This is a genomic window from Rhodococcus sp. H36-A4, from assembly GCF_027158005.1.
Lineage (GTDB): Bacteria > Actinomycetota > Actinomycetes > Mycobacteriales > Mycobacteriaceae > Rhodococcoides.
In genome coordinates this window covers 827,935-846,611 of record NZ_JAPVLQ010000002.1, presented here as the reverse complement: position 1 = coordinate 846,611, position 18,677 = coordinate 827,935, and the positions used below count along the sequence as shown (strand labels likewise).

Sequence of the window (18,677 nt, the reverse complement as noted above, 5' to 3'; positions counted from 1 at the left end):
CGGGCGCACTGTCGAGGAGTACGCCCGCACTGTGGTCGATCATCTCTCGCGAACTACATGCTGATCACACCGCGACCGGACAGCTCCGCCAAGTGCTCCGGCGTCAGTGACAGCTCGGTCGACAGGATTTCGGCCGTATGTTCGCCGATGCCCGGCACTCCGTCGTACACCGGGCCGTCGTAGCTCTTCATGTGCAGAACGGGCCCGGGCATCAGCACCTTTCCGAGGACGTCGTTGCCGGTGATCTCGACCAGGGTCCGCTCGAGGAAGTGCGGATCTTGTACCACGTCCGAGGCATCGTTCACCGCTGCGCTGACCACTTCGAACTTGCCGAGCGTCGCGAGAACCTCGGCACGGGGCATGGACCCGCACCAGTCGATCACCATCTTCTGCACTTCGTCGTTGTTGCGTAACCGATCCGCGTTGGTTGCGTAGCGCGGATCTTGTATGACATCGGCTTTTCCCATGGCGGCAAACAACCGTGTGGCGATCGTTTGATTGGACGCCGCAATGGAGAGGAACTTGCCGTCAGCAGTCTCGTAGATGCCGCGAGGTGAGGCCGCACCGGTCGCATTGCCGATACGCTGCTGAATTTCCCCTGTCGCGGTGTACTTGAGGAACATGTCGCCGATGATGAACATCAAGGGTTCATACAGCGCGACATCGACTTCTTCACCGACACCGGTCTTCTCGCGCTTGTACAGGGCCATCGACACGCCCATGGCAGCAGACAAGCCGGCGATGGAGTCTGCGAAACCGAACGGAGGGGATGTCGGCGGCGATTCTGGCCATCCGTTGATGTTCGCGAAACCACTCGCGGTCTCGGCGACCGTGCCGAAGCCCGGGAGCAACCGATTGGGGCCGGTTTGACCGAAGCCCGAGACTCGCGCGAGCACGAGCCCAGGATTACCCTTGGACAGCTCCTCGAACCCGAGACCCCACTCCTCCAGGCGACCGGGCCGGAACGATTCGATGACGACGTCGGCGCCGGCTACCAGTCGCTTGACCAGTTCACGCCCTTCGGCGTTGCGTAGGTCGATTCCGACGGATCTCTTGCCGGCGTTGAGCCGCGAGAAACCCAGTGACAGGCCATCTTTCTGCGGAATCCACTGACGCGCATAATCACCCGAGGTCGGATCCTCGACCTTGATGACCTCGGCGCCGAAATCACGGAGCATCCGTCCCGCTGTCGGTGCCGCATACATCGTGCCGAGTTCGATGACTTTGACCCCAGCCAGTGGACCAGTGGTACCCATCAGACCCTCCACTGAATGTGCTTGACCTCGAGGTATTCCTTCATACCCCATTCGCCGAGTTCACGGCCGATACCGGATTTACCGTAGCCACCGAAAGGGGCGTCGGGACGCATAGCGCCGCCACCGTTGATCCATACCGTGCCCGCTCGTACCTGCTCGGCAACTCGCCGGGCTTCGATCGGATCGTCGCACCACACGTTGGCTGCGAGGCCGTAGTCGGTGTCGTTGGCCAACCGGATTGCTTCTTCGGTGTCCTTGAACGGCACGATCACAGCGACCGGGCCGAAGATTTCCTGCTGAACGGCACGCGCGTCATGCGGAAGATTTCCCAGCAGAACCGGATTGACGAACCAACCCTTCTTCGGCAGCGGCTTGGTGGACTCGAGGAGCTTCTTGCCGCCCTCCGCCACCGCGCCATCGATGAAGCCGTTGACGCGCGCCCGGTGATCGGGCCGGATCATCGGGCCGATGTTGGTGGCCGGATCCCAGGGATCGCCGACGACCATCTGGTCGAACGCTGATGCCCCTGCTTCGAGAAACTCGTCGTACACGCTGTCGTGTACCAGCAGTCGCGCCAAAGCTGCACATCCCTGACCACCGTTGCGCGCCCAACGGAGATGCATCTCGACGGCGATCTTCTTGACGTCGACGCCTTCGAGGACGATGTTGGGCGACTTACCACCCAGTTCCAGTGTCACGCCGGTGAGGTTCGCCGCCGCCTGTTCCATGATCTTGGCACCGACGCCGTCGGAGCCGGTGAAGGAGACACGGTCGACGCCCCGGTGAGACGACAACTGCTGTCCCACATCGGCACCACCGACAATGACGTTCATGACACCGGGCGGAAGACCCGCTTCCTTGATCAAGTCACCGAGGAACAGAGTGGTCAAAGGTGTACGGGGAGAGGGCAGCAACACAACGGTGCAACCGGCGGCCAGTGCGGCGCCGAACTTGAAGATCGCGAGATTGAGCGGGTAGTTGTACCCGGTGATCGCAGCGACCACACCGACGGGCTGATGTACGACGTCGCTCATCGTCGGATGTGGCTTGTCGTAGCCGCCGAGGTGGATCGTGCGGTCGGTCTTCGCGGCCTCCGCAGCCCACCGAAGATGCTCGTCGACAGCCATCTTCACCTGCAGGTACGACGCCAGCGACACGGGGCAACCAACCTCGTTGACGATCGAGGGCAGCAGTCTGTTGGCGGCCTTCTCCAGTACGTCGGCGAAGCGGTGAATGTGCTTGGACCGCTCCTCACCGCTGAGGGCGGCCCAGGCCGGAAATGCCTTCCGCGCCGCGGCGACAGCGTCGTCGACCTGACTACTCGATGCTCCCCCTACCGTTCCGATGACCTCTTCGGTGGCCGGGTTGTATACGTCCCACGTCTCGCCCTGAGGCTGGGCGTCGGTATCTCCGATCAGCAATGTTCGCGTGTCGGGAACCCAATCCTGCTGTACTTCAGCCACTGCGGTCATCTCATACACCTTCTTCCTGGAGTCCGCCCGCGGGGAGTTTGGCCATCAGGCCCACACGCTCGAGAAGGCAGACGAGTTCGTTTCGCTGGTTGAAGCCCTTGTGTTCGAACCACACGATCCCCGAGTCGTCACGACTCTTGGACTCGCGCTTCTTCATGATCGTGGTCTCGGCGCGCAACGTATCGCCGTGGAAAACCGGATTCGGGAACTTGACGTTGTCGTAACCGAGATTTCCGAGCGTGGTCCCCATCGTCAGCTCGGGTACGTGGAATGCACCGATGAGGGCAACGGTGAAGAGGCTGTTGAACACTCGTTGTCCGTGGATGGTTCCCTTACAGAACTCCGCGTCCAGGTGCAACGGCTGGATGTTCATCGTCAGCGAGGTGAACATGACGTTGTCCATCTCCGTCACCGTACGAGTCATCGCATGCTTGTAGTGCTTGCCGACCTCGAACTCCTCGAAATACAGACCTCTCACTGCTCGCCTCTCTTCATGATTGTTTCCGCACGCTCGAGCCATCGAAGTGCTTTGTCGTAGTGCGCCCTGTCGATATGTAGGCCGCGATATCGGAGCGCACCCGTGCCCTGCGCCTCAGCTTTCTCGTAGGCCTCGGCAAGGCCTCGATAGAACTCGATGTCCTCCGCTGACGGGCTGAAGACGTCGTTTACCGTCTGGACGTGAGAGGGATGAATCGCAATCATGCCCCGGAAGCCGAGCTTGCGGCCGGCCGTCGCGAATTCTCTCAATCCGTCCAGGTTTTCGAGATCCTCCCACAGCCCGGTGAGCGCGTGAATCTTCGCTTCCCTGCACGCAAGGAGCACGCGACTACGAAGATACAGAGTCTCGAGTCCCTCGGGTGTCCACTCGTAACCGACCTCGCGTGCGATATCGGCATGTTCGGCCGAGGGTCCGATCATCGCACCGACGCGCGGTGACGCCGTCGCCACTTCGAGGCAATTGTGAATGGCCTTCACTGTTTCGATGGGCACGATGTATTCGAGACCCTCGACCTTGTTGCGCGCCTCGAAGTGATCGAGCAACGCGTCGTATTGCAGGACGTCGACGGCCTTCTCGATTTTCGGCGCGAACACGCCTGTCAGTCCAGGAACGACGACGGCCTCGAGGTCGGCGCCGGTGAGCCGCGTCGCGAGCGGATTGACTCGAACGAACAGTCCCACTTCGGAATTGGTTTCCCGCACACGTGCGATGGACTCCGCCACCGTTGCGCGGGCGGACTCCTTCTCCGTGGCCGGGACCGAATCTTCGAGATCGAGCACGACGCAATCCGCGCCGGACGCCACGGCCTTGTCGACCCAACGCGGGCGGTGACCGGGCACGAAGAGGATCGAACGGTACGGCTGCATGTCACTCCCCTTTCAGTAGCTACGTGGCAGGCCGAGGACATGCTCGGCGGTGTAATTGAGAACCATTTCCTGGCTGATCGGTGCGATACGCATCAGGCGTGATTCGCGGAAGTAACGCTCGACGTGGAATTCCTTGCCGAACCCGAAGCCACCATGGACCTGTAGGGCCGCATCGGCAGCGAAGAAGCCGGCTTCCGCACAGAGGTATTTGGCGGCGTTGGCTTCTCGGCCACAGGGCAAGCCGGCGTCGACCATCCACGCGGCCTTGTCGACGACGGCTGTGGCGGCGTCGAGTCTGATGCGCGACTCGGCGAGCTGGAACGCAATCCCCTGGTTCTTGCCGATGGGCCGGCCGAACACCTCACGCTCCTTGGCATATTGGGTGCCGCGGCGCAATGCTGCTTCGCCGATACCGAGGGCGGCATTGGCTGAGATGACTCGCTCGGCGTTGAGCCCGCCGAGGATGGTCCGGAACCCGTGCCCTACCTCTCCGACGACGTCCTCGTCGGAGACGAAGAGTTCGTCGATGAACAGTTCGTTGGTGTCGACGGCGTTGCGGCCCATCTTCGGAATCGGACGGATCTGGACTTTGCTACGGTCCATGTCGGCGAACAGCAACGTCATTCCTGCCGTGCGCTTCTCACCCTCGACGCGGGGACTGGTGCGCACCAGCAGCAGCATCTTCTCTGCTTCCTGTGCCTTGGTGATCCAGACCTTCTTGCCTGAAACGAGAAATCCGCCGTCGACCTTCTTGGCGAAGGTCTTGATGTTGGTGGTGTCGGTACCTGCATCGGGTTCGGTCACGGCAAAGGATGTGTGCAGCTCACCAGTGACGACTCGAGGAAGATACTTCTTCTTCATTGCTTCGCTGCCGTGGTTGATGATCGGTTCGAAACCGAAGATTCCGATGTGCACGGCACTGCACCCGCCCATGCCTGCGCCCGACGCCGAGATCTCACGTTCGACGATGGCTGCTTCAGTGACACCGAGACCACCGCCGCCATACTCTTCCGGAACCGTCAGCCCAAGCCAACCACCCTCTGCGACAGCGTTGTAGAAATCCCACGGGAATTCATGACTGTCGTCGTGCTCCATCCAGTAGTCGTCGGGAAACGCTTTGCACAGCGTCTTGACGGCCTGCCGAATGTCTTCGTGCGTCGGGTCGCTCGAGTAGTCCATTTCTTTTGCCTCCAGCTCTAAGCGACCGGCACCGCAGTGCGATCGAATGTGTCAGCGGTGATGCCCTCATCGCGAAGAACTGCCTTGCGCACCTTCTCGGAGGGCGTTTTCGGGAGTGCATCGAGGAACCGCACGTAGCGCGGGGTCGCGAAAGCAGGAATTTTCCCGGCGCACCAGTCGAGAATCTCCGCAGCGTCAGCCTTTTCGCTCACCACAACGGCGGCGAGCACCTCGTCCTCACCAGCTTCGACGTCGGCAGGCACACCGATGACTGCGCACTCCACCACGGCTGGATGTCCGAGCACTGCCTGCTCGACCTCGTACGAGCTGATGTTCTCGCCACGTCTACGCAGTGCGTCCTTGTATCGGTCGACGAAGTAGAACCAGCCGTCCTCGTCCTTGCGCAGTGCATCACCGGTGTGGAACCACAGGTTCCGCCACGCTTCGAGGGTCTTCTCCGGCATGCCGTAGTAGCCCATGCTGCAGGTCCAGGGCTGAACTGGGCGGACGACGAGTTCGCCGACTTCACCGACGGGTACTTCGCGATCCGTCTCGGGGTCGACGAGCCTGATGTCGAACCAGTCCGACGCGGCCTTTCCTGCTGCGCCCGGCGGGATCGTTTCACCGTACGGGGTGAGAATCGGGGCGCAAGTCTCGGTCAGCCCGAAGGCATTGACGAAAGCCTCTATGCCGTAACGCTTCTTGAACTCATCGACAACCGTGTCCGCGATGGGCGCGGCGTACACGGCCCGTAATTTGTTGTCTGTGTCGTTCGAGCGAGGGGCTTGCTTCCACGCAAAATCCATCATGACGCCGACGAAGTTGGTGACGGTGACGCCGGAGTCACGAACCATGTCGATCCAACGGCTGGCACTGAACTTCGAATGCACCACCGCGCTCGCCCCGGCCACGAGCGCCGGATACACGGCCATGAACTGTGCGTTGCCGTGAAACAGCGGCGTCGTCGTCATGTATCTGTCTGCGGACGTCAGCCTTGTCAGCGAAACGACTTCCTGGGCAAAGAAATACAGCTGGGAGTGCGGCATCGCAACACCCTTGGACGGCCCCGTGGTGCCCGAAGTGAAGAAGATTGCGCCGAGGTCATGCGCGCGGGGCGCAGGCACGGTGACGGGAGATCCCTTCTCCAATTGGTCCCAGATCTCTGCCTGCCAGCCATTGTCGCGGAGCACGGCGATCGCCTCGTCGGCCGTTCCGGTATCGATGACCCAGAACTTCTCGATACCGCGCGCGTGCTCGGCGATGGCCACGAACCGCTCGGCGAAGGTATCGTCGACAACCGCCCAGCGAGCTCCGACCGTCACGATTTGGTGCCTGAGAAATTCGCCCTCGTAGTTCGTGTTGATCGGCACCTCGACAGTGCCTCCGACTGCCGCAGCAAACCAGCTACGCACCAGTCGTGAGGAATTCACTGCCATTATCACTACGCGATCACCTTGCTGGGCACCTGCGGTGTGCCAGGAACCTGCGATACGTTCCGAAGATTCGAGGATCTCGCCGTACGTGAACTCGAGACCCTCCTCTGGGGTCAGCAGGAACAGTGCATCCGGCGTAGCCGCAGCATGTGTGCGTAGAACGTTGCTGAGCGTCCACCCCTCCGGATCTTCGAAGTTCGGGTGGAGATCGTTGTATGTCTGTGTCACTTGAAGTCCTGGAATGGTTCGAGAGCCAGCATCGACGGAACGACATCCTTGCCCAACCGTTGGATGGCCGCGATCGTTTCGTCGCCATCCATCGTCGGCCATTGTGGTCGTAAGAGCAGTGGGTCGACAGGAAGAGTCATCACGAGATCGGTGAGCTTGGCGACGACATCGTCGGGGGTTCCGACGATGACGTGATCGGAGACCGACTCGGCGAATTGATTGGCGAGGTCACGGCCTGCCATGACCTCGAGACCCTTTGCGGCGTAGGTGAGATAGCGACCCTGTGCGACTCGGGCGTACTCGACCATCGCTTCCTCTTTGCTGTCCGCAACGAGTACGTTGCGGCGCAGCGGCTGCGGCCCGAATTCCTTGCCACGTTCCTCGAACAGATCCTTCACGACGCGATAGCGCTCTTCGACCTCGTGCTTCGGGGTCTCCGGCGGAACCGCATAGGCATCGCCGTATTTACCTGCCCGGCGAACGCCGCCCATGGCGTGCGCACCGATCCAGATCGGCACGTGGGGCTGCTGGACCGGGTGAAGGTGAGGCTTGACGCCGTCGAGCTTGAAGTACTTGCCCTCGAAAGTGACCTCGTCCTGCGTCCACAGCTGCTTCATGACCTGCAACGACTCGTCGAACCGGCCTGCTCGCTCCTTGTACGGAACCTGCAGATAGTCGAATTCCTCTGGCCGATAACCTAATCCAGCACCGAAGATCAGACGCCCCTCGGTGACGACATCGAGCGTCGCGATCTCCTCGGCGAGCATCACCGGGTGATAGAGCGGGGCGATCATGATCTGCGTGACGAGCTTCGTGGTCGGAGCTACGTGCGCGGCCAACCGAGCCAGCAGCGGCACCGGCTGGAGCCAGCGAAGGTCACCGTAGAGGAAGTGCTGACCGATCGCGATGTAGTTGAACCCGTTTTCCTCAGCGGCTTCGACTATGCGGAGGATGTCCTTGAACTGCTGCGCCGGCGTCACCGACTTCGGCACGTCGCTGAGCAGTAAGCCGACCTGAACCATGTCAATCCCTTCGAGAAATGTGTGGAGTGCTTGCTTACTGAGCGGTGAGGCCGCCATCGACGGGGATGGTGACGCCCGTGATGTAGCTGGCATCGTCGCTGTTGAGGAAGGCGATGACCGACGCGATCTCCTCGGGCTCGGCACCGCGGCCCAGGGGAATCGTCGCGACGAAATCCGCCGCCAAGGCAGAGACGTCGGAGCCCGGCTCGCGTCCGAAGAACTGCGCGAGCATCGGAGTCTTGACCTGACCGGGGCAGATGACGTTGACGCGGATGCCGTCCTTGGCTCCGTTGAGTGCCAGCGCGCGGCCGAACGGAACCAAGGCGCCCTTCGTCATCGAGTAGATCGGACTGAACGGGGAACCGATGAGTGCCGATGTCGATGACGTCAACGTCACCGAACCCTTGCCGCCTGCCTTCTTCAGCAGTTCGAAACCGAGGGTGGTCGAGTAGTACGCACTCTTGACGTTGACGTCGATGTTCTTCTGCCACGCCGCATCGTCCACGTCGAGACCACCGGGTCCGGGCATTCCAACCTGTGCGTGCAGGGCGTGTAGGACGCCTTTCTCCTCGTCGATCTTGGCGAAGAGTGCGCGGAGATCGTCGTTGTCGGTGGCGTCGACGGTCACTGCGGTCGCCTTGCCGCCTTCGGCCTCGATCTCCGCGGCGACCTTGGCCGCGGACTCTTCGCTGAGGTCGGTGACGTAGACGAACGCGCCTTCCGAGGCGAGGCGGTGACTGATGGCGCGGCCCATGCCGGATCCCCCGCCGATAACGGCGGCGATGCGGCCTTCGTAACGCTGCATTTCTATACTCCTTCTCAAGTTACTTCGCTACATTCAAGCGCGTTGGTCGAACGAACGTCCCAGCAATTCGGAAACTATCCGGGTTCGCTGCATGGTCGGGGTTCCACCTGCGAGCGCCCAGCCGTGGGCATCGCGGTGCATACGTTCGATTCCGAACTCCTCGGTATAACCGTTGCCGCCGTGCAGCTGCATCGCCAGATCGGTTACCTTCTTTGCCATCTCGTTCGCAGTGCACTTGGCGAGCGAGACATGTAAAGAGTTGGGGAGATCGTCACCGTCGACGACGGATCCCGCTGCCCGCTGCAGCAGCAGTCTCGCTGCATCGACTTGGAGTGCCATGTCCGCGATGGTCATCTGGACTGCCTGGAACTCGATGAGTGGCTTGCCGAACTGCGTACGCTCCTGCACGTATCGGATGGACAGATCGAGAGCAGCCTGGCCGAGCGCAAGACTCATCGTCGAATTACCGAGGCGTTCGATCGAGAAAGCTGTGAAGAGTGTCCGGAAGCCGCCGGGAAGAACGACGATGTTCTCGGCCGGCACCACGACGTCGTCGAAATAGATGTCGGCGGAGGGGATACCCCGGAAGCCCATGAGCTTCTCGCGCGCTCCGTAACTGACGCCGTCGCGATTCGCTTCGACGAGGACTGCGCCGATGCCCTTTGCACCCGGGGCGTCGTTCATGCGGGCGTAGACCAAGTAGACGTCGGCCTCGGATCCATTGGAGATCCAGCGCTTGTTGCCACTGACCCGGACGGTGTCTCCGTCGATCACGGCTTTCGTCGCCATATCCGTCGCAGCGGATCCGGCGTCGGGCTCCGAAATCGCGACGGCCATCGTGAGATCACCGGCGATGATGCCGGGCAGGAAGCGTTCCCGCTGCTCCTCGGTACCGATGCGTGCGATGACCTGGGCCGGACCGGTATTGGCCTCGAAGATCTGAAACGCAGCTGGGCGGCAGTGGTACGCGAACTCCTCGATGACGTTCAACGCTTGCTGCAGCGGCGCGCCTCCGCCTCCGAATCGCTCGGGCAACGCAATACCCAGGAAGCCCAGGGACCCGAGGAACTGCCGTTCCTCGAGAGGAAACGCTGTTCTGTCGGCGTCCCATTGGGCTGCCTTCGGCGCATACCGTTCAGTGGCGACCTTCGCGGCCACCTCTTTGATGGCACGCTCGTCGTCGGTCAATGTACTGGCAGACATGGCCACCCTCTTTCATGCTCATGATTATACTAATACGATGTGACCTACGGTACAAGAATCGAAGTCACCGGCGCTAGTACCATGCTAAACATAATCATGAATATAGCGAGGACTTTCGAAAGACTGCCTTCAGGAGGCCTGTTATGACACACGCAGTGATCGTCGACGCCATCCGATCCCCCATGGGAAAAGGGAAACCAGGAGGCGGACTGTCCCACCTCCACCCGGCCGACCTACTGGGTGAGGTACTGGCACATCTAGTCGAGCGCTCCGGGCTCGACGCGGGCCTGGTCGACGACGTCATCATCGGCTGTGTCGGAGGGAACGGTGAACAGTCCTCGACGCCCGGGCGACAGGCCCTTCTGGCTGCGGGATTCCCCGTGCACGTCCCTTCGGTGACCGTCGAGCGCAAATGCGGATCCGGCCAGCAAGCACTCGACTTTGCCGTTCAGGGTGTGGTCGCGGGCGCATACGACATCGTCATCGCCGGTGGCGTCGAATCCATGAGTCGAGTTCCCATGGGAAGTGCCCGAGGTGACGCAGATCCATTCGGGGCAGGAGTCCGTAAGCGCTTTCCGGTTTTGGTCCCTCAGGGCGTATCCGCCGAGCTCATCACCCAGAAATGGAACCTCAGCCGTACCGAATTGGACGACTACTCCGCACGCTCGCACGAACGCGCGTCGATCGCTCGTGACTCCGGGTCGTTCGATTCGGAAATAGTGCCGGTCGGTGGGCTGAGCGTCGACGAGACCATCAGAACCGGAACGACAGCAGAGAAACTCGCTGGATTGAAAGCAGTATTCGGGACAGATGAGCGACGTGCACAGTTCCCAGACCTCGACTGGTCCGTCACCGCAGGCAACGCGTCCCAGATCACGGACGGCGCATCGGCCCTGCTCGTCATGAGTGAGGAACGTGCAACCCAACTGGGACTGCGCCCGCGGGCCCGGATCGTCGCATCGGCGGTGATCGGCGACGATCCTTTGCTCATGCTGACGGGTCCCATCCCGGCCACCGAGAAGGTACTGAAGAAGGCCGGAATGACTCTCTCCGACATCTCCGCATTCGAAGTCAACGAAGCCTTCGCGTCGGTCCCACTGGCCTGGGCCAAGGAACTCGGCGTCGATCAAGAACTACTCAATCCCGCTGGAGGGGCAATCGCGCTCGGGCACCCGCTCGGCGCCTCGGGAGCTCGCTTGATGACGACCATGTTGAACCACCTCGAACGCACTGGGGGCCGCTACGGCCTGCAGACGATGTGTGAGGCCGGCGGAATGGCCAACGCGACAATCATCGAAATACTGAAGTGAAGGAAGCGTAGTTTCATGGATATCACCAACTCCTCCGCCGTCGTGACCGGCGGTGCATCAGGCCTTGGACTCGCCACAGTCAAGAGGTTCGTCGCTGCAGGCGTACCGACGGTCATCATCGATCTACCACAGTCGGCCGGCAACGATGTCGCGCAGGAACTCGGCGACCTCGTGCAGTTCGGACCGGCCGATGTCGCCGATCCCGACGCCGTCGACGCCGCGCTCGATCTCGCCGAATCGCGTGCTCCCCTGCGCTCGGTGGTGCACTGTGCGGGCCGCGGTGGGACGGTTCGAGTGGTCGAAAAAGACGGTACGCCCGGGTCGCTGGAGCTCTACACCTCGTTGATCCAGACCAACCTGATCGGCAGTTTCAATGTACTGCGACTCGGAGCTGCCCGAATGGTCCGCAACGAACCGATCGACGGTGAACGCGGCGTCGTCATCATGACCGCCTCCGTCGCTGCTTGGGAGGGCCAGATCGGTCAGATTCCCTACGCCTCGGCCAAGGCCGGTGTCGTGGGCATGACCCTCGTCGCCGCCCGCGACCTTTCTCGAAAACTGGTTCGCGTCAACAGCATTGCGCCTGGAATCTTCGACACCCCCATCCTTTCCCGCTTCTCCCAGGAAATTCGCGACGGACTCGCCGCGCAGATCCCGCATCCCGCTCGCCTCGGTGACGCCGATGAGTACGCCAAACTTGCCCTGCACATGATCGACAACGCGATGATCAACGGTGAGGTCATTCGTCTCGACGGCGCGATCCGAATGGCACCGCGATGAGCGCCGCGCTGGACGCGCCGGTTCGCGTGGAGCAGATCGACGGTGTCCAGGTTGTCACCATCACTCGCCCCGAGGTGCGCAACGCGATCAACACTGCCACGGCCCAGGCAATCGCCGACGCCATGGACGAACTCGATGCCCGCGACGACCTGGTTGCCGGGGTCATCACCGGTGAAGGTAAAAGTTTCTGCACCGGAATGGATTTGAAAGCATTTCTTGCCGGCGAAAAGCCGTCGATTCCTGGTCGCGGATTTGCGGGTGTCGCCGAGACTCCTCCGGAAAAACCGCTCATCGCGGCCGTCGAGGGCCACGCCATCGCGGGCGGTTTCGAGATCGTGCTTGCGTGCGATCTCGTGGTCGCATCAGAAACTGCGGTATTCGGCCTTCCCGAAGTCAAGCGAGGCCTCCTCGCCGGCGGCGGCGGATTGTTGCGTCTTCCGTTGAGAGTTCCGCACGCCCTTGCCGTCGAGTGGTCTCTGACGGGTGATTTCATCAACGCGCAGGAAGCCAAGGACGCCGGGTTGATCAACAGGCTCACCGCTCCCGGCGAGGCCTTGGCCACCGCGCTGGAACTGGCGAAGAAGATCGCGAAGAACGGCCCATTGGCAGTCCGTGCGACGAAAGAGATCATCACCAAGGCGCGGGACTGGTCCAACGAGGAGCAATTCGCGGAGATGTGGAAGATCTACGAGCCTGTCCGGTCGTCCGAGGATGCGCGCGAGGGTGCCTCGGCATTCAAAGAGAAAAGGGCACCGGTCTGGAAGGGCCGCTGACGCACGCTGTTCACCGATCTACTCCACAAGCAGCACCTGATACGCACTCTCCGACAACGGATTCGATCCGCCACTGGCTGGACGATTCGACATCGGCCAACCCGTCACTGCACTGCAGTGGCGGGTTTCTTGCGCAGAAATACATTGACATCATTCGAATGATAACTATAGTTATCAGTGATTTGAATCACGTTCTCTCAGTCGGCATCTTCGCCGGAGCGGAACGCCGCGTTTGATGCCTGCCTGCACCGACTCTGCTCGATTCGACAATCAGGAGATTCCAGAGTGACTGCCTTAGATCCCCATGCCGCCGCCCCTGACATCCTCTCCCCCGAGTTCCTCGACAACCCGTACCCGCTCTATCGCGAACTGAGAGAACACTATCCGGCCCTGTACCACGAAGCGACCGAAAGCTACCTGATCAGTCGGTACGAAGACTGTTCCGAGGCGTTCCGTAGCCCCAAGTTCTCCAGCCGCAATTACGAATGGCAACTCGAACCAATCCACGGTCGCACTATTCTGCAGATGGAAGGACGCGAGCACTCGACGCACCGTGCGCTGCTCAATCCGTTCTTCCGCGGCAACGGACTCGAAAAGTTCATGCCTGCCATCACTCACAACGCCGCCGAATTGATCGGAAGCATCGTCTCGAACACCGCCGAGGAACTGATCGGTGAGGTCGCCCAGGATGGTGAGGCTGAACTTGTCTCCCAATTCACCAGCCGATTTCCCATCAACGTGATGGTCGACATGCTCGGACTGCCCAAGAGCGATCACGAGCGATTCAGAAGCTGGTACTTCTCGATCATGGCCTACCTGAACAACTTGGCCGGCGACCCCGAGATCAACGCCGCCGCCGAACGCACCCATATCGAACTGCAGGAGTACATCCTTCCGATAGTTCGCGAACGCCGCTCAGGCGACGGCGACGATCTGCTCTCACGGCTGTGCCGCGCGGAGGTCGACGGCGAGCAGATGTCCGACGAGGAGATCAAGGCATTCGTCAGCCTGCTTCTCGTCGCCGGAGGCGAAACGACCGACAAGGCAATCGCCAGCATGATTCGCAATCTGATCGACCATCCCGATCAGATGCGGGCCGTTCGAGAAGACCGCAGCCTCACCGACCGTGTCATCGCCGAGACTCTTCGGCACTCCGGACCGGTCCACATGATCATGCGCCAGACCGAGGAGGAGGTACAGATCGAGGACACAACCATCCCAGCAGGGTCGACATGCATCATGATGCTCGCGGCTGCCAACCGCGACGAGCGCCACTTCTCGAATCCGGATGACTTCGACATCTTCAGAACCGACCTGAACGTCGACCGTGCATTCAGCGGCGCGGCAAATCATGTGCAGTTCATCCTCGGCCGCCACTTCTGCGTAGGTTCGATACTCGCGAAGACAGAAATGACCATCGCGCTCGATCTCGTGCTGGACACCATGGACTCGATCGAATACCAGGAGGGCTTCGTGCCACACGAGAGTGGCCTGTACTCCCGCGGTATCCCCGAACTACGCGTGAAGTTCCAACCGACCGAAAAGTTCGGCTGACAACAACAAAATATTCTCGCTGTAGTGGACCCAAGGCCCCGGCTCCGAGCTTCAGGGCACTGAACCCAAGGCTCGGTGGGAATCCATACCCCTGGAGATTCCCACCGAGAAGGGTCACTACTTGATCAGGACACCGGCATCCACCGGAACCGAAATCCCTGTGACGTAACGGGACTCGTCCCCCGCCAAAAAGAGCACTGCGTTGCTGACGTCGTCGACCTGCACATAGGGAATATCCAGCACATGCATGTCGTGGCGCAACGGAACCACTTGATCACGGGTCGGCGCATCCTCGTCGGGCAGGAACAGTCGGTAGATCGCGTCGTTCAACAACATTCGAGTATCGACATTGGTGGGGTTCACCGTATTGACGCGAATCTTCTGCGGACCGAGCTCGTTCGCGAGACTCTTCATCAGCCCCACCACACCATGCTTGGCTGCGGTGTAGTGCGCGTTGTACGGCAGTCCTTTCATACCGGCGACCGAGCTGATCAACACCATCGAGCCACCCCTGCCCCCCGCCAGAATGTGCGGCGTCGCCGCGGTGGTGGTGTTCCACACTCCGGTCAGATTGGTCTCGATCATGTTGTGCCAGTTCTGCGCAGACAATTCGTGTGTCGCGCCGCTACCAGCGATACCTGCGTTCGCCACGACGATATCCAGCCTGCCCAGTTCCTCGACGCCTGCGTCGACCACCCTCTTCATAGCTTCTAGATCACGCACATCGGTTTTCGACGACACAATGCGCCGATCCAACTGCTCGACGAGTCGAACCGTCTCGGCCAGATCATCCTCGGTTGCCAGGTCGTAGCCGACTGTCTCGACGTCGGTGCAGGCGTCCACGGCGATGATGTCTGCACCCTCCGCCGCAAATCTCAGTGCGTGGTTACGACCTTGACCACGCGCAGCACCGGTTATCAGAACTACTCGATCTTCGAACCTACTCATGCGCCCAACGCCGCTTCTCCCAGAAATGCCATGACTACCGAGGAATGGGATTTGGCATCCTCGGCACTGCCGGAATACACCGATTCGCCTCGGTTGACGACCACGACGTCGTCGGCGACTCGAAGGCCTGCATCAGCGTTCTGCTCGACCATCAGCACACCGAGTCCCCGGTCCGCGATCTGGCGAACACTCTCCATGACGGTGTCCACGATCGCGGGCGCGAGACCCATCGAGGGCTCGTCCATCATGATGTACTTCGGATCGGACATCAATCCGCGCCCGAACGCGAGCATCTGTTGCTCACCACCACTCAGGAGCCCGGCAGGTCCGTCCTTGCGCTCGCGAAGAATTGGGAAGAGCTCGTAGGCAAGTTCGGTGTTCTTCTCCCGTTTCTCGCGCGTCGAGGTATATCCGCCGATACGGAGATTCTCGGCGACGCTGAGCGATGCGAATACTTGGCGACCTTCGGGTACCAAAGAAATACCGCGACGGACCACCTGATGTGCTTTGAGCCCCAGAAGTGACCGGTCGTCGAGATCGATGGTCCCCGATATCGACTTTACGACGCCTGCGATTGTGCGCAACGTAGTACTCTTGCCTGCACCGTTGGCTCCGAGAATTAGGGTGATTCGCCCTGGTTGGACGGTCAACCCAATGTTGTTCACCGCGCTGACCTTCCCGTACCGGACGTGGAGATTACTGACTTCGAGCATCCTTGGCACCTCGCTTTCCGAGATAGGCTTCCTGCACGCTGGGTTCACGGACGACGTCGTGCGGCGCCCCTTGCGCGATGAGCGCACCGAAGTTCATCGCTATGAGCGTGTCGCACGTATCGACCATCATTGCCACGTCATGCTCGACCAGTAGCTGCGTCAGCCCCTCTGCACGAAGCTTGTGCAGCAACTGTGAAACATCCTGGCGTTCGGACTTGTTCATACCTGCGGTCGGCTCGTCCAGCAGCAATAATCGAGGCGACATGGCAATGGCGCGGGCGATCTCTACACGCCGTTGCAACCCGTAGGACAACTCCCCGGGCCTGATGTCCTCGAACCCGCCCAGTCCTGTCCGCTCGAGCGATTCCGCAACGGCGTCACGAGAGCGCTTCTGCAGCGCCCGACGCCCGAGCGTCAGCTCGCGGATCCCGCCATGCGCAGCTCCCAGATCTGCTCCGAGTGCGACATTTTCACGGACAGTGAGGTCAGGAAGCAATCGGACTGTCTGAAATGTCCGGGCAATTCCGAGGCGGGCTACCTTCTGCGGTGATACTCCGTCGAACGGATTCCCCTCGAACGTCAGCGTGCCCCTGGTCAACGGCGTGAGGCGGGTGATCGCGCCGAGAAGAGTGCTCTTGCCCGAACCGTTGGGACCGAGTATGCCGAAGATCTTGCCTCGGGTGATGTCGAACGTAACACCATCCACTGCTTTGATGCCGCCGAAGTGCACCGCTACGTCGTCGACTCCCAACACGACGTCGGCTACTGCTTCGGTCGGCGCGGATCGGCGCGCCGCTGCGTCCGTTGTCATGGCTTCTCCCCTGGTGCACTCGTCGAATCCACTTTCTCGGTGTGGATCGAATCTTCTTCTTCCCGTTGAACCGCAGCTTTTTTGGACTTCGATTTTCGTATCAGGTCGAGGACAGTGCCGTAGATGCCGCCGGGGACGTAGACGGCCGCGACAGCGACGATGAAGCCGTAGACGATTGCTTGATATTGGCCGACGATCTCGAGGTAATACGGCAGCCAGGTGAAGATGACTGCCCCGATGACGATCCCGAGCCACGATCTACCACCGCCGACGATGATGATTGTCAGACCGAGCACAACCAGCGGAAATCCGATGCTCTCCGGAGCGACCGTCGTCCGAAGAAGAACGTTGATTGCGCCGCCGAGAGCACCGATGAAACCACTGACGACGAAGGACGCTATTCGATAGCGAGAAACATTGACCCCCATGGACGAGGCCAACTCGGGGTCTTCCCGAACTGCATCGATCCGCCGACCGAGCCGCCCGCGTTCGGTCAATGCCAGCAGTGCGATGACGAGAACAGAGATTGCGATGATGTGGCCGATTGTCAACTGTGGGAACGCGAGTGCGCCGTAGAGACCGACCGACGCACCCGTCAGCGATCCACCGTTGTGCGCGATCACCGTGATGATGAGGTCGAAGGATACCGTCGCCATCGCCAGATACAGGCCGTTGAGACGCTGCACCAGTAGCGCCAGCAGGAATCCGATTGCTCCGCAGACGATCATGATGGCCGCGATGGCGGCGAACGAGGAGAACCCGTACCGAATAACGAAGATCGCTGCTCCATACGATCCGAGTCCGTAGAAGCCGGCGCCGGCGAACGAGAAGACGCCCATGCGCAACTGAACCTGAATGCTCAGGGCCAAGAACAGCACCGTGAACGTGCTCTGGAACAGCACGATGTGTGAGTAGTAGAACGTACTCATACCCTTCGCACCTCCTTACGACCGAACAGCCCTTGCGGACGGATCAACAGGACCAGGAAGATCATTCCGAAGCAGACTGCGTCGACCCACCCGCCGCCGGTGAAGCGCAACACGAGTGTTTCGGACAACGCGAGGATGTACGCACCCGCCGCGACACCGGCGGTACTGCCGACACCTCCGAGGATGATCACCGCAAAGGCCTTGATGAGCAACGTTTCCCCACTCTCAGGAGTAATAGCCCCAAGGTTGAACGTCAACAGCGCACCGGCCAAACCCGCAAGACCGCCGGCAAATGCCATCGTCGCAACCGAAAGCTTGCGACGATCGACCCCCATCAGCGACGCCGTTTCCGCATCCACACCGATAGCCCTCAACGCGAGACCCGTCATCGACTTACGAAGCCACATTGCCATTCCCACGGTGAGAACCACCGCGGACACGACGATGATCACTCCGGTGTTCGATATCCGCAGACCGAGAAACGAAAACACCTGCACTGCATACGAACTGTTCGAAAACCCGAACGGCTCACTCTTGGTGACGTACTGCGCGATGGCCAGCGGTATCGCAGCAACTCCGATACCGCCGATCAGTATCTGCAATTCAGCTATTCGGTGTGTCCTTGCCCTTCTTAGAATCGGCTGAAATGCAAGAACTTCCATCGCCGTCGACAGCAATGCACCGACGACGACCGAGACTGCAATCACTCCGATCATCGGTAGCTGCTGGTCTTTGACGACCAGATAGCCAACGAAACCGGAGAACATGAATATTGCGCCATGCGCGAAATTGAGGATCCCGACAGTTCCCCATACGAGGCTCATACCCAGACAGAACAATACGTAGATGGACCCGAGAATCGCAGCGTCGACCAGAGTCTGTCCCATGGCGTCAGA

Annotated in this window: 18 protein-coding genes; 4 read left to right on the top strand and 14 right to left on the bottom strand. The window is 60.7% G+C overall.

Translation table 11 applies throughout. The features are described from left to right. Positions 1–53: 53 nt before the first annotated feature. Genes O1W68_RS08920 through O1W68_RS08880 form a run of 9 tightly spaced genes read right to left on the bottom strand, consistent with a single transcriptional unit; the run spans position 54 to position 9,963 of the window. Positions 54–1,256 (bottom strand): CaiB/BaiF CoA transferase family protein, encoded by a 1,203-nt coding sequence (locus O1W68_RS08920; protein ID WP_269302747.1) that lies wholly within the window; start codon positions 1,254–1,256, stop codon positions 54–56. Further along, positions 1,256–2,728 carry an aldehyde dehydrogenase family protein gene (locus O1W68_RS08915; RefSeq protein WP_269302746.1) on the bottom strand — a complete coding sequence of 491 codons (1,473 nt, stop codon included), beginning with the start codon at positions 2,726–2,728 and terminating at the stop codon, positions 1,256–1,258. Before O1W68_RS08915 ends, O1W68_RS08920 begins: the two co-directional genes overlap by 1 nt. A 1-nt stretch (position 2,729) precedes the next feature. After that, on the bottom strand, positions 2,730–3,206 hold the full coding sequence (locus O1W68_RS08910) for a MaoC family dehydratase (protein WP_269302744.1): 477 nt from the start codon (positions 3,204–3,206) through the stop codon (positions 2,730–2,732). Beyond that, positions 3,203–4,093: an HpcH/HpaI aldolase/citrate lyase family protein gene (locus O1W68_RS08905; protein ID WP_269302742.1), complete on the bottom strand. Its 891-nt coding sequence runs from the start codon at positions 4,091–4,093 to the stop codon at positions 3,203–3,205. The genes O1W68_RS08910 and O1W68_RS08905 overlap by 4 nt, the downstream gene beginning before the upstream one ends. A 12-nt stretch (positions 4,094–4,105) precedes the next feature. Beyond that, on the bottom strand, positions 4,106–5,272 hold the full coding sequence (locus tag O1W68_RS08900; RefSeq protein ID WP_269302740.1) for an acyl-CoA dehydrogenase family protein: 1,167 nt from the start codon (positions 5,270–5,272) through the stop codon (positions 4,106–4,108). 17 nt (positions 5,273–5,289) lie between these two features. Beyond that, the gene (locus O1W68_RS08895) at positions 5,290–6,933 is read right to left on the bottom strand and encodes an AMP-binding protein (RefSeq protein ID WP_269302739.1); all 1,644 of its coding nucleotides are present in this window, start codon (positions 6,931–6,933) and stop codon (positions 5,290–5,292) included. Beyond that, the gene (locus O1W68_RS08890; protein WP_269302736.1) at positions 6,930–8,012 is read right to left on the bottom strand and encodes an LLM class flavin-dependent oxidoreductase; all 1,083 of its coding nucleotides are present in this window, start codon (positions 8,010–8,012) and stop codon (positions 6,930–6,932) included. Before O1W68_RS08890 ends, O1W68_RS08895 begins: the two co-directional genes overlap by 4 nt. Further along, entirely contained in the window at positions 7,990–8,760 is a 771-nt protein-coding gene (locus O1W68_RS08885) for an SDR family NAD(P)-dependent oxidoreductase (protein WP_269302735.1), read from the bottom strand. Before O1W68_RS08885 ends, O1W68_RS08890 begins: the two co-directional genes overlap by 23 nt. Before the next feature lie 33 nt (positions 8,761–8,793). Further along, positions 8,794–9,963 carry an acyl-CoA dehydrogenase family protein gene (locus O1W68_RS08880; RefSeq protein ID WP_269302733.1) on the bottom strand — a complete coding sequence of 390 codons (1,170 nt, stop codon included), beginning with the start codon at positions 9,961–9,963 and terminating at the stop codon, positions 8,794–8,796. Positions 9,964–10,106: 143 nt separating this feature from the next. Between O1W68_RS08880 and O1W68_RS08875 the strand changes: the two genes are divergently transcribed. From O1W68_RS08875 to O1W68_RS08860, 4 genes are all read left to right on the top strand, one after another. After that, a complete protein-coding gene (locus O1W68_RS08875) occupies positions 10,107–11,273 on the top strand; it encodes a thiolase family protein (protein ID WP_269302732.1) in 1,167 nt (388 codons plus the stop codon). 15 nt (positions 11,274–11,288) lie between these two features. Then, positions 11,289–12,053, top strand: coding sequence for an SDR family NAD(P)-dependent oxidoreductase (locus O1W68_RS08870; protein ID WP_269302730.1), 765 nt, complete (start codon positions 11,289–11,291; stop codon positions 12,051–12,053). Between the two features lie 8 nt (positions 12,054–12,061). Further along, complete coding sequence (locus O1W68_RS08865) at positions 12,062–12,826, top strand: crotonase/enoyl-CoA hydratase family protein (RefSeq protein WP_269302900.1); 765 nt, start codon at positions 12,062–12,064, stop codon at positions 12,824–12,826. Between the two features lie 285 nt (positions 12,827–13,111). Next, positions 13,112–14,380, top strand: a complete 1,269-nt coding sequence (locus O1W68_RS08860; RefSeq protein WP_269302728.1) for a cytochrome P450 — start codon at positions 13,112–13,114, stop codon at positions 14,378–14,380. Positions 14,381–14,497: 117 nt separating this feature from the next. On the opposite strand, the gene O1W68_RS08855 is transcribed toward O1W68_RS08860, so the two are convergent. The 5 genes from O1W68_RS08855 to O1W68_RS08835 are packed head-to-tail and all read right to left on the bottom strand — an operon-like array spanning position 14,498 to position 18,668. Further along, positions 14,498–15,328, bottom strand: coding sequence for a mycofactocin-coupled SDR family oxidoreductase (locus tag O1W68_RS08855; RefSeq protein ID WP_269302726.1), 831 nt, complete (start codon positions 15,326–15,328; stop codon positions 14,498–14,500). Beyond that, positions 15,325–16,041, bottom strand: a complete 717-nt coding sequence (locus O1W68_RS08850) for an ABC transporter ATP-binding protein (RefSeq protein WP_269302724.1) — start codon at positions 16,039–16,041, stop codon at positions 15,325–15,327. Before O1W68_RS08850 ends, O1W68_RS08855 begins: the two co-directional genes overlap by 4 nt. After that, entirely contained in the window at positions 16,025–16,852 is an 828-nt protein-coding gene (locus O1W68_RS08845; RefSeq protein WP_269302722.1) for an ABC transporter ATP-binding protein, read from the bottom strand. Before O1W68_RS08845 ends, O1W68_RS08850 begins: the two co-directional genes overlap by 17 nt. Further along, the gene (locus O1W68_RS08840; RefSeq protein ID WP_269302720.1) at positions 16,849–17,781 is read right to left on the bottom strand and encodes a branched-chain amino acid ABC transporter permease; all 933 of its coding nucleotides are present in this window, start codon (positions 17,779–17,781) and stop codon (positions 16,849–16,851) included. Before O1W68_RS08840 ends, O1W68_RS08845 begins: the two co-directional genes overlap by 4 nt. Beyond that, positions 17,778–18,668 carry a branched-chain amino acid ABC transporter permease gene (locus tag O1W68_RS08835; RefSeq protein WP_269302718.1) on the bottom strand — a complete coding sequence of 297 codons (891 nt, stop codon included), beginning with the start codon at positions 18,666–18,668 and terminating at the stop codon, positions 17,778–17,780. The genes O1W68_RS08840 and O1W68_RS08835 overlap by 4 nt, the downstream gene beginning before the upstream one ends. Positions 18,669–18,677 lie beyond the last annotated feature (9 nt).

Excerpts from the sequence above, each read along its gene's own strand:
- O1W68_RS08845 (WP_269302722.1), bottom strand. The coding sequence starts at position 16,852 with ATGACAACGGACGCAGCGGCGCGCCGATCCGCGCCGACCGAAGCAGTA.
- O1W68_RS08885 (WP_269302735.1), bottom strand. The coding sequence starts at position 8,760 with ATGCAGCGTTACGAAGGCCGCATCGCCGCCGTTATCGGCGGGGGATCC.
- O1W68_RS08850 (WP_269302724.1), bottom strand. The coding sequence starts at position 16,041 with ATGCTCGAAGTCAGTAATCTCCACGTCCGGTACGGGAAGGTCAGCGCG.
- O1W68_RS08875 (WP_269302732.1), top strand. The coding sequence starts at position 10,107 with ATGACACACGCAGTGATCGTCGACGCCATCCGATCCCCCATGGGAAAA.
- O1W68_RS08920 (WP_269302747.1), bottom strand. The coding sequence starts at position 1,256 with ATGGGTACCACTGGTCCACTGGCTGGGGTCAAAGTCATCGAACTCGGC.
- O1W68_RS08840 (WP_269302720.1), bottom strand. The coding sequence starts at position 17,781 with ATGAGTACGTTCTACTACTCACACATCGTGCTGTTCCAGAGCACGTTC.
- O1W68_RS08835 (WP_269302718.1), bottom strand. The coding sequence starts at position 18,668 with ATGGGACAGACTCTGGTCGACGCTGCGATTCTCGGGTCCATCTACGTA.
- O1W68_RS08900 (WP_269302740.1), bottom strand. The coding sequence starts at position 5,272 with ATGGACTACTCGAGCGACCCGACGCACGAAGACATTCGGCAGGCCGTC.
- O1W68_RS08870 (WP_269302730.1), top strand. The coding sequence starts at position 11,289 with ATGGATATCACCAACTCCTCCGCCGTCGTGACCGGCGGTGCATCAGGC.
- O1W68_RS08915 (WP_269302746.1), bottom strand. The coding sequence starts at position 2,728 with ATGACCGCAGTGGCTGAAGTACAGCAGGATTGGGTTCCCGACACGCGA.
- O1W68_RS08890 (WP_269302736.1), bottom strand. The coding sequence starts at position 8,012 with ATGGCGGCCTCACCGCTCAGTAAGCAAGCACTCCACACATTTCTCGAA.
- O1W68_RS08855 (WP_269302726.1), bottom strand. The coding sequence starts at position 15,328 with ATGAGTAGGTTCGAAGATCGAGTAGTTCTGATAACCGGTGCTGCGCGT.
- O1W68_RS08905 (WP_269302742.1), bottom strand. The coding sequence starts at position 4,093 with ATGCAGCCGTACCGTTCGATCCTCTTCGTGCCCGGTCACCGCCCGCGT.
- O1W68_RS08880 (WP_269302733.1), bottom strand. The coding sequence starts at position 9,963 with ATGTCTGCCAGTACATTGACCGACGACGAGCGTGCCATCAAAGAGGTG.